The sequence below is a fragment of the Klebsiella sp. NPDC088457 genome, from assembly GCF_044900465.1.
Classification (GTDB): Bacteria; Pseudomonadota; Gammaproteobacteria; order Enterobacterales; family Enterobacteriaceae; genus Klebsiella.
Genome location: NZ_JBJDNH010000076.1, coordinates 740 through 10974, shown reverse-complemented (window position 1 = coordinate 10974; position 10235 = coordinate 740). Strand labels below are relative to the sequence as shown.

The window sequence follows — 10235 nt, the reverse complement described above, 5'->3', positions numbered from 1 at the left end:
GGTGACGCTTTCGCGGATGCGGTTGCGATCGCCAATTTCCACACGGGTCGGTTCGCCAGCATATTTCAGATCCTGGTTAACTTCACCGATAGAAGCGAACTGATAGATCTCATTATCGCGACCAATTTTGGTGTGGCCGTTAACAACAACATGAGATTTCAGTACGGTACCTTCGCCTATTTCGACGTTAGCACCAACAATACAAAACGGGCCAATGTGAGCGTTAGCACCGATAACGGCGCCCTCTTCCACAATGGCAGTTGGATGAATAAAGGCGGTTTTATCAATCACGTATCAGGCCTCCCGGCTACGCGCACACATCATCGTTGCTTCGCAAACCACTTTACCGTCAACCAGTGCGACGCCTTTAAAGCGCGTCAGACCGCGGCGGGTTTTCTCGAAAGTGACTTCCATAATCATCTGATCGCCTGGCACTACCGGACGTTTGAAACGCGCTTCATCAATCCCGGCGAAGTAATAGAGTTCACCCGGTTCGAGCTTACCGACGCTTTTGAATGCCAGGATGCCGGTGGCCTGCGCCATTGCTTCCAGAATCAATACGCCTGGTAAAATCGGTTTACCAGGGAAATGCCCCTGGAAAAACGGTTCGTTAACAGAAACATTTTTTACTGCGCGCAGAAAACGACCTTCTTCAAAATCCAGCACGCGATCTACCAGCAGGAACGGGTAACGGTGAGGCAGAAGTTCCAGAATCTCTTCAATGTGCAGAGTATGAGTGTCAGTAGTCAAAATACTCTTCCTGTCTAAATATACTAAAAGGCAATAATAACACGGCCTGCGGCAATCTTATGAATGCAACAGGCCGAAAATTTTTACACCGTATCTTTCACGCGACGTCTTTGCCAGCAGTGACTGCCGCCTCAATGCCGCCGTGAATGATTTTGTGTGTCACCAGAGGCGCTACTCTTGCTGATTAACCTTACGCTCAATCGATTTGAGGCGCTTGCTGAGATCATCAATATTCATCACCAACGCTGCGGTTTTACGCCATACCTTATTCGGTTGCAGCGGGATACCTGAAGAATAGACCCCAGGCTCGGTGATAGGACGCATCACCATACCCATCCCGGTAACGGTAACTTTGTCGCAGATTTCCATATGGCCGTTGATCACGCTGGCGCCACCGATCATGCAGTAACGGCCAATTTTCAGGCTGCCTGCCATGATCACTCCTCCAGCAACGGCAGTATTGTCACCAATCACAACGTTATGCGCAATCTGGCACTGGTTATCAATGATGACGCCATTGCCGATGACGGTATCATCCAGTGCGCCACGATCGATAGTAGTACAGGCGCCGATCTCCACGCGATCGCCAATAATGACGCGACCCAGTTGCGGGATCTTCACCCAGTTGCCACGATCGTTGGCATAACCGAAACCATCGGCACCAATGACGGTGCTGGATTGAATCAGGCAATTCTCACCGATCTCAATCTCGTGGTAAACGGTCACGTTGGCCCACAAACGGGAGCCAGCACCAATTTTCGTCTTTTTCCCAACGAAGCACCCGGCGCCGATAACCACGTTATCACCCAGCACAACGTCGGATTCGATAACGGCATTCGGGCCAATCGCTACGTTTTTACCCAGCTTCGCCGTGGCATCAATAACCGCGCTGGGCGCGATATTCTGCGCCGGCTGCGGCGTGGTATCAAGAATTTGAGCCATGCGCGCGTAGGTCAGGTAGGGATTACGCACTACCAGCGCGGCGCCTTGGGCAAAAGGTAAATCATCCTGCGTCATGACAACGGCAGAAGCCTGGCAAGCGGCCAGGTGCTCACGGTACTTAGGGTTGACCATGAACGTAATATGGCCTGCTTTTGCACTCTGCATGGACGCAACGCCGGTGATGACGATATCGCCATCACCGTGTAATTCTGCATCCAACTGCTGCGCAAGATCAGCCAGTCGAATTGAAGGCATTACTTATTTAACCTGTTTCAGCACATCAGCGGTGATGTCTTTCACATCGCTGCTGTTGTATGCAACGGCATTAGAATCAACAACCAGATCGATGCTCTGGTTGCTCGCTACGCTTTTCACAGCAGTCTGGATACGGGTAACCAGTTTGCCACGTTCTTCGTTAGAACGACGGGCGCGATCCTGCTCAAAAGACTGAGCCTTCTGAGAGAAGGTCTGGCGCTGAGCCATAACGTCTTTTTCCAGCTTGGTACGATCGGCACCTGGTTTCATGGACTGCAGACGCTGCATTTTGGACTGCAGATCGCCTTCCATACGCTGCAGCTCGCTAGCGCGGCCTTTAAACTCGTTTTCCAGCGTATTAGAAACGCCAGTTTTCTGGGCAACCTGTTGGAACAGGCTGTTCATGTTAACCATTGCAATTTTATCTGCCGCTTGTGCGGAAGTTACCATTGCTAAACCCAGACCTGCAGCTAATAACCACTTTTTCACAATTAACTCCTTACCATCCCATGAGTACCCAGGGGTACCGTTATTTGCGTGGCCAGGCGATAACCGCGGTTATCGCCTAAAGTCAGCGCTATACTGCACTTACATTCCGTTGTTGCCCGCAATTACCAGGTTTTACCAATGTTAAACTGGAACTGCTCGGCTTTGTCTCCCTCGTACTTTTTAAACGGTTGGGCGTAGGAGAATACCAACGGCCCCAACGGCGACATCCACTGTACCGCAATACCGGCAGACATACGGATGTTGCTCGGATCACCGTAATCCGGATAACCCGCGTAAGCGCTCGAATCCCAGTGTGTATCCCACACGGTACCCATATCCCAGAAGAAGGAAGTACGGACCGAGTTCGCATACTTATCGCTGATAAACGGCGTCGGCGTAATCATCTCCAGGCTGGCAACGGCCATGGCGTTACCACCCACTGCATCATCCGATTTACACGGCGCAGATTCGGTGCTCTTACAGTTACTGTCATAGCTGTCATCATCATCGTGACGACTGCTGGCCGGGAAATAAACCGCTTTCGGACCAATGGTGTTCGACTGGAACCCGCGCACGGTGCTTGAACCACCGGCGTAGAAGTTCTCATAGAACGGCATCTCTTTACCGCCGAGGCCGTCACCATAACCAAAGCGGGTACGTCCCAGAACCACCCACTTGTGATCGTTATCGATCGGTACGTAGGTGGCCGTATCGAGCGTGGCTTTGTAGTATTCGTTATCAGAGCCAGGAATGGTCACTTTACCATTCAGGTTGACGCGCGAACCTTCCGTTGGGAAGAAGCCACGGTCGAGCCTGTTATAGGTCCAACCGTAGTTGAAGGTGAAGTCGTCGGCGCTAAATGAGTTTCTATCATCGGTGTTATCCGGATATTGACCCATTGAGTTCAGATAACGCCACATCGACACCTGCGGCTGCATATTGGACAGGGAGTTATGGACGTACCCTAAGCCCGCGCGCAGCGTATTGTATTCGTTTACCGGGAAGCCCAGCGTTACGTCTGTACCATAGCTTTTGTTGGTATAGTCAGACAGATCCGCATCGTTCGCATCGAAGTCGTTATAGAAGATACGACCACCGAGACTGACGCCATCCACGGTGAAGTACGGGTTGGTTACCGACAGTTCAGTATAGGTCTGGTAATCGTTTTTGGTGCCGTTAATTCCAACGGAATAGCCGGTACCCAGCCAGTTGTCCTGCTGAACGCCGGCCTGGAAGCTCACACCGCTTTCGGTACCGTAACCGATACCGAAGTTGAAGCTGCCGGTGTTACGTTCTTTGACCTTATAGACCACGTCCACCTGATCCGGACTGCCCGGTACGCGCTGCGTATCGGTATCAACCGTTTCGAAATAGCCGAGACGATTCAGACGATCCTTACCCTGATCGACCAGGTCGCTACCCAGCCATGCCCCTTCCATCTGACGCATTTCGCGACGCAGAACGGCATCTTTCGAGGTGTCGTTGCCTTCAAAGCGGATTTTACGCACGTAGTAACGGTTGCCCGCGTCTACGTTGACGTGCAGCTTGACGGTCTTGTCGGTATCGTTGATTTCCGGCTGCGACTGGACGCGCGGGTAGGCGTAACCGTAGCGACCGAGGAGTTTCTTAATATCATTCTCCATTTTGGTCACTTTGGCGCCGTTATACAGCTCGCCCGGCTCCACTTTGGTCAAGGCTTCGATTTCTGCCGAATGCCCTGCCAGATCGCCCGTCACCTGCACACCGGACAGCTTGTACTGATCGCCTTCGGTGATGTTTACGGTGATGTAGATGCCTTTTTTATCCGGCGTCAGGCTCACCTGGGTGGAGTCGATGTTGAAACGTGCGTAACCGCGATCCAGATAGTAACTGCGCAGGGTTTCGAGATCCCCGGCGAGCTTCTGTTTCTGATATTTCCGATCGCCGACTACGTTCCACCACGGCACTTCGTCGCGCAGCTGGAATGTTGAAATCAGTTCATCGGTGCTGAATGCATGGTTACCGACGATATTGATCTGCTGGATTTTCGCCGAGACGCCTTCCTGGAATACCAGTTTCAGGTCGACGCGGTTACGCGGCAGCGGAGTGACGACAGCTTTTACGCTGGCGCTGTACTTACCGACGCTGTAGTAGAAATCTTCCAGCCCTTTCTCAATATCAGCGAGCGTCGTGCGGTCAAGAGACTCACCCACACGAACGCCGGATGCCTCAAGGTTTTGCTTGAGCATGTCATCCTTCACCGACTTGTTACCGGAGAAAGTGATGCTGGCAATCGTTGGGCGCTCTTTCACCTGCACCAGCAGGGTATCACCATCGCGCAGGACGCGAACGTCCTCAAAGTTGCCAGTGGCAAACAGAGCGCGAATGGTGTTACTGATATCATCATCGGTCACCGTATCGCCAGGACGCACTGGCATACTGAGGAGGGCCGCACCAACAGCGACACGCTGCAAGCCTTCGAAATGAATGTCCTTCACCACGAACCCTTCAGCACCGTATACGGTTGCGCTGCTAAACAGCAGCGACGCTATGAGCAACTTTTTCATCGCCATCGTTATTATGCGTTCTTCCTAACAAACTCTCTTACAACCGAGAGAAATCATTGAAAAGTGCAAGCCCCATTAACAACACCAGCAGTATTGAGCCAATGCGATAACTAAAGTCTTGAACTCGCTCGGATACCGGCCCGCCCTTCAGCTTTTCAATCGCCAAAAACAGCAGGTGCCCCCCGTCCAGGACGGGAAGCGGGAACAGATTGATTATTCCGAGGTTCACGCTAATCAGCGCAAGGAACATCAGATAGTAAATCAACCCAAACTCCGCTGACATTCCAGCCCCCTGGGCGATAGAAATCGGCCCGCTGAGGTTGTTCAGTTTGACATCACCGGTTATCAATTTACCCAGCATCCTGACCGTTAACGACATCAGTTGCCAGGTCTTATCCGTGGCTTCAGCAATGGCGGCAAACGGCCCGTACTGACGCACTGTCTTATACTCATCAGGCAGCGGGATGACCTTAGGCACAACCCCTGCAAACCCTTCAGCTTTGCCTTTTCCGGGTTTCGAATCTGGCGTCAGCGTAACAGACAAAGGGCTACCCTGTCGCTCGATGTCCAATACCAACGCCCTACCCGGATTATCACGCACCAGATTCACAAACGTCATCCACTGCGTTAACGGTTGACCATCGACTTTAACGATCCTGTCGCCCGCTTGCAAACCGGCCTTCTGCGCCGCCGAGTTTGATTGTACTTCTGCCAGTACCGTATCAATCTGCGCGCTGCGGGGCTGAATGCCCAACGATGTCACCGGATCTTGTTTATCCGGCTCGAACGCCCAGTGCCGCAGATCGAGGATTTTATCCTGACGCTGAGCTGTCCCGAAAGGGGCGACCGTAACTATTGTTTGCTCGTCGCCGATCTTCGAGACCAGCGCCATGCGCACAGCATCCCAATCAGGCGTTTCGATGCCATCTATCGCTTTAAGTTCCGTTCCTTTTGCAATTTGTGCGTGCGCGGCAATCGAATCGGGCACTATTTCGCCAACGACCGGACGCACGCCAGGGACACCGATGATGAACACCAGCCAGTAGGCAAAGATGGCAAAAATGAAGTTGGCGATCGGTCCGGCAGCGATGATAGCCGCGCGTTGACCGACGGTTTTGTTATTGAAAGCGTAGTGACGCATCTCTGGCGCCACCGGCTCGACGCGCTCGTCGAGCATTTTGACGTAACCGCCGAGTGGAATCAGGGCGATGACGAATTCCGTTCCCTGTTTGTCAAAACGTCGCCATAACGCTTTGCCAAAGCCGATGGAAAAGCGTTCAACGCGAACGCCACAGCGACGAGCCACCCAGAAATGGCCAAATTCATGCACGGTGATCAATACGCCCAGCGCAATGATAAAGGCAGCCAAATTCCAGAGAACGCTTAGCATAAAACCTTCCGTCAAATCGTCCTGAAGACCAACAATAGCAGACACGCGAATACCGGTACCGCCGCCGTCAGGCTATCGATACGATCCAGTATTCCACCGTGTCCGGGAATCAGATGACCGCTATCCTTAATGCCGGCCTCTCGCTTAAACATACTCTCAGTCAGATCGCCAAGCACCGACGCCAGAGCAGCGACGACGGAACAAATCAGCAAGACCGTCGGGGTGACGTCCAGATCCGCCCACAGACCGTAGGCCCAGGAGATAACCGCAGCCGTCAGCAGGCCCCCGAAGAAACCCTGCCAGGTTTTACCCGGAGAAACTTTCGGCGCCAGCTTATGCTTGCCAAACAGCTTGCCGAACATATAGGCGCCGGAATCCGCGCCCCAGACCAGAATCATCACGTACAGTAGCCACACGGCGCCGCTGTAATGGTTATCCGCATAATGCCAGGCGCGCAGCGACAGCATGCCCCAGAAGAACGGGACGATGGTCAAAATGCCAAAAATCAGACGCAGCGTTTTCGAGTTCCGCCAGAAAGCGGCGGAGGCCGGGTAAGACAGCACCAGCAGCAGCGCCGCAATCCACCAACCAAACGAGGCCCATAGCGAACCCTCAACCAGCGGCTGATGGGCGTCATAATGATATTCAGGCATCAGGAACAGCATCAACGCCAGCAGCAGACCGCAAAGCACGGCCAGCCAGACGCGTTGTGTGGTTGAAGTGAAACCGCTTAATTGCCCCCACTCCCACGCAGCGAGCATGCAAACGACTAGGGTGACGATAGCAAAACCCGCAGGCGGCAACAAAAAAAGCGCCGCAATGACCACGGGGATTAAAACGAAAGCCGATATCAGGCGATACTTCAGCAAAAGCGACCCCCATCAGGCATGATTGCCACCCGGCTCAGTGCCGCCAAAACGACGCTCTCGATTAACAAAGGCATGGAGTGCACCTTCAAAGTCCTGTTCAGCAAAATCGGGCCAAAGAACATCGGTAAAGTAAAGTTCGGCATAGGCAATTTGCCAAATCAAAAAATTACTGATGCGATGCTCTCCCCCGGTCCTAATAACTAAATCTACAGGTGCCAGTTCATGCATGCAGACCTGCTGACTCAGCATGTCTTCCGTGATCTGTGCGGGCTGAAGTAACCCGTTCTGTACCTGTTCGGCCAGATTGCGGACACCTTGAATAATATCCCAGCGCCCACCGTAGTTCGCTGCAATATTCAGCGTCAAGCCAGTGTTGTTCTCAGTTAACGCTTCCGCTTTGCGGATCCGTTCCTGCAGACGGGCATTAAAACGCGTGGTCTCGCCGATGATCCGCAGGCGGACGTTATGCCGATGCAGACTTTTCACTTCGCTATCCAGCGCCCAGACAAACAGCTCCATCAGGGCGCTGACTTCCTGCGCCGGACGGTTCCAGTTTTCACTGCTGAATGCGTAGAGCGTCAGCGCTTCAATACCATTGTTCGCCGCGAAGGAAACTGCGCGACGAACTGATTTCGCCCCGGCTTTATGGCCGAATGCGCGAATTTTTCCTTGCTGTTTCGCCCAACGACCGTTGCCATCCATAATGATGGCGACATGGCGACAGCCATGCGCAGGCGACACTTCGCTGACAGTTTGATTAGCAGACAACATAACGCGTTTTAAGTCCATAATAAGGATTAGCCAAGCCACTAAACGCGAGCAACCGGTCAGCGCTGTATACGCATTTTTATCCCGTGCCGAAGCTACGGCTAATCGCAGAGAACAACCAAAAGCTTTACGCAAAAAAGCCGTGTTTCGCCACGGCCACCGCAATCTTTGACAACAAAATGCAACGATTGGGTGGCGCAGACTATATCACTGAAGCCCAGCGCCCACAAATATCACAGCGTGTCGCGAGGTTCAGCCGCGCGTTGTCAGATGTTTTATCTGCTTCAGTGCGGCAGCCCTGGCGTGCACGTCGATAATCAGCACTTCATCAATGCTTTGCGGTTCATCCACTGCCAGCTGTTCCAGCACCGCGAGGTTAACCGCCGCAATGTCGGTAAAGCGAATTTCCTCAGCCAGAAAGGCGGCGACTGAAATTTCATTGGCCGCATTCAGCGCCGTTGTCGCCGCCTGTCCCCGATCAAAGGCATCCATCGCCAGCTTCAGACACGGATAACGTGCGTAATCCGGCGCAGAGAAGCTCAGCTGACTCAGTTGGCAGAAATCTAACGCTTCCACTCCGGAGTGCAGACGGTCTGGCCACCCCATCGTATGGGCGATCGGCGTGCGCATATCCGGTGCGCCAAGCTGCGCAATGACGCTGCCATCAAGGTAGCGCACCATAGAATGAATAACGGACTGCGGATGGATCAACACTTCCATCTGTTGGGCCGAGGCGTTGAACAGCCAGCGGGCTTCGATATATTCCAGCCCCTTATTCATCATCGTGGCGGAATCGACAGAGATTTTGCGTCCCATTGACCAGTTGGGGTGACGGCAGGCCTGATCCGGCGTCATTGCCGCCAGTTCCGCCAGTGCCGTTTCCCGGAAGGGACCACCGGAACCGGTCAGCAGAATCGACGAAACGCCGTTCTGCGTCAGGTCAGCGTATCCGAGATGATGTTGAATATTTACCGGCAAACTCTGAAAAATGGCGTTATGTTCGCTGTCGACGGGCAGCAGGCGCGCGCCGGACTGCTGCACGGCATCCATAAACAGGCGCCCGCAGGTCACCAGCGACTCTTTGTTCGCCAGCAGCACCGTTTTGCCGGCGCGAATGGCGGCCAGCGTCGGCACCAGCCCGGCGGCGCCGACGATGGCCGCCATCACCTGATCGACATCGTCCAGCGCCGCGACATCGGCGGCAGCCTGCTGGCCGCTTAGTACTTCGGTGCGGCTACCGTGTTCGCGTAACCGGATACGCAACCCATCTGCGCTTTGCACATCGTCCATAACCGCATAGCGGGGAGAGAATTCCAGACATTGTTCAACCATACGGTCGACATTTTTCCCCGCGACCAGCGCGGCGACGGAAAAGCGATCGGGGTTATGGCGCACCACATCCAGCGTGCTGCAGCCAATTGAACCGGTCGAACCGAGAACGGTTAATTGCTTCATGAGATGTCCAGAAGAATTGAGACAGGATAAAAAGAAAAACGCCGCCAGCAAGCCCTTGCACCACAATCACCCGGGAGCAGGTCGGCGCTCTATCACCTTCGGCAAGCGTGCCAGAGGCTACAGGGCCGACCGTTTTAACACAATCCCAGCAATTGAGCGTTCGGTCTTCTGTACGGCGTTTCAGACTTTACGCCCGCCCTGCCCTTCACTAGCAACGGGAGGCGAACGTATCAACAGAGAATCAGAACTGCATCAGTTCAGCTTCTTTATCTGCCAGCGCCGCATCAACTTTCTTAATGGCGGCGTCAGTCATTTTCTGCACGTCGTCCTGAGAACGGCGATCGTCATCTTCGCTGATCTCTTTGTCTTTCAGCAGCGCTTTCACTTTGTCGTTGGCATCACGACGAACGTTACGTACTGACACGCGCGCCTGCTCGGCTTCGGCACGCACGATCTTGGTCAGATCTTTACGACGCTCTTCGGTCAGCGGAGGCAGCGGAACGCGGATGTCGGTACCCGCAGAGCTTGGGTTCAGACCGAGGTCAGAAGCCATGATCGCTTTCTCAACCGCCGGGCTCATGGAGCGATCGAACACGTTGATTTTCAGAGTACGGGAGTCTTCTACCGTTACGCTTGCCAGCTGACGCAGCGGCGTCGGCGTGCCGTAGTATTCCACGACAATGCCATCCAGCAGGCTGGGAGAAGCACGACCCGTGGTAACAGTGCTGAAGAGCGTTTTGATCGCATGCTCCAATTATTCGATGCGGTCTG

The 10235-nt window shown here is 53.7% G+C and carries 8 protein-coding genes and 2 pseudogenes; all 10 read right to left on the bottom strand.

Annotated elements, in window-relative coordinates; all coding sequences use genetic code 11:
* A pseudogene (locus ACI2JR_RS26955) lies at window positions 1–291 on the bottom strand (acyl-[acyl-carrier-protein]--UDP-N-acetylglucosamine O-acyltransferase); the annotation flags it as partial.
* Window positions 292–294: 3 nt separating this feature from the next.
* On the bottom strand, window positions 295–750 hold the full coding sequence (gene fabZ, locus ACI2JR_RS26950) for a 3-hydroxyacyl-ACP dehydratase FabZ (protein WP_004145858.1): 456 nt from the start codon (window positions 748–750) through the stop codon (window positions 295–297).
* Between the two features lie 171 nt (window positions 751–921).
* A complete protein-coding gene (gene lpxD / locus ACI2JR_RS26945; protein ID WP_132729838.1) occupies window positions 922–1947 on the bottom strand; it encodes a UDP-3-O-(3-hydroxymyristoyl)glucosamine N-acyltransferase in 1026 nt (341 codons plus the stop codon).
* Window positions 1948–1950: 3 nt separating this feature from the next.
* Window positions 1951–2436 carry a molecular chaperone Skp gene (gene skp / locus ACI2JR_RS26940; protein WP_132729839.1) on the bottom strand — a complete coding sequence of 162 codons (486 nt, stop codon included), beginning with the start codon at window positions 2434–2436 and terminating at the stop codon, window positions 1951–1953.
* A gap of 122 nt (window positions 2437–2558) precedes the next feature.
* Entirely contained in the window at window positions 2559–4988 is a 2430-nt protein-coding gene (gene bamA / locus ACI2JR_RS26935; protein WP_132729840.1) for an outer membrane protein assembly factor BamA, read from the bottom strand.
* 31 nt (window positions 4989–5019) lie between these two features.
* Window positions 5020–6372 carry a sigma E protease regulator RseP gene (gene rseP / locus ACI2JR_RS26930; protein ID WP_462479944.1) on the bottom strand — a complete coding sequence of 451 codons (1353 nt, stop codon included), beginning with the start codon at window positions 6370–6372 and terminating at the stop codon, window positions 5020–5022.
* An 11-nt stretch (window positions 6373–6383) separates the two neighbouring features.
* Entirely contained in the window at window positions 6384–7241 is an 858-nt protein-coding gene (gene cdsA / locus ACI2JR_RS26925; RefSeq protein WP_462479943.1) for a phosphatidate cytidylyltransferase, read from the bottom strand.
* Between the two features lie 12 nt (window positions 7242–7253).
* The gene (gene ispU, locus ACI2JR_RS26920; protein WP_132730080.1) at window positions 7254–8012 is read right to left on the bottom strand and encodes a (2E,6E)-farnesyl-diphosphate-specific ditrans,polycis-undecaprenyl-diphosphate synthase; all 759 of its coding nucleotides are present in this window, start codon (window positions 8010–8012) and stop codon (window positions 7254–7256) included.
* A gap of 249 nt (window positions 8013–8261) precedes the next feature.
* A complete protein-coding gene (gene ispC / locus ACI2JR_RS26915; protein WP_462479942.1) occupies window positions 8262–9464 on the bottom strand; it encodes a 1-deoxy-D-xylulose-5-phosphate reductoisomerase in 1203 nt (400 codons plus the stop codon).
* Window positions 9465–9705: 241 nt separating this feature from the next.
* Window positions 9706–10235: pseudogene (gene frr / locus ACI2JR_RS26910) on the bottom strand (ribosome recycling factor); the annotation flags it as partial.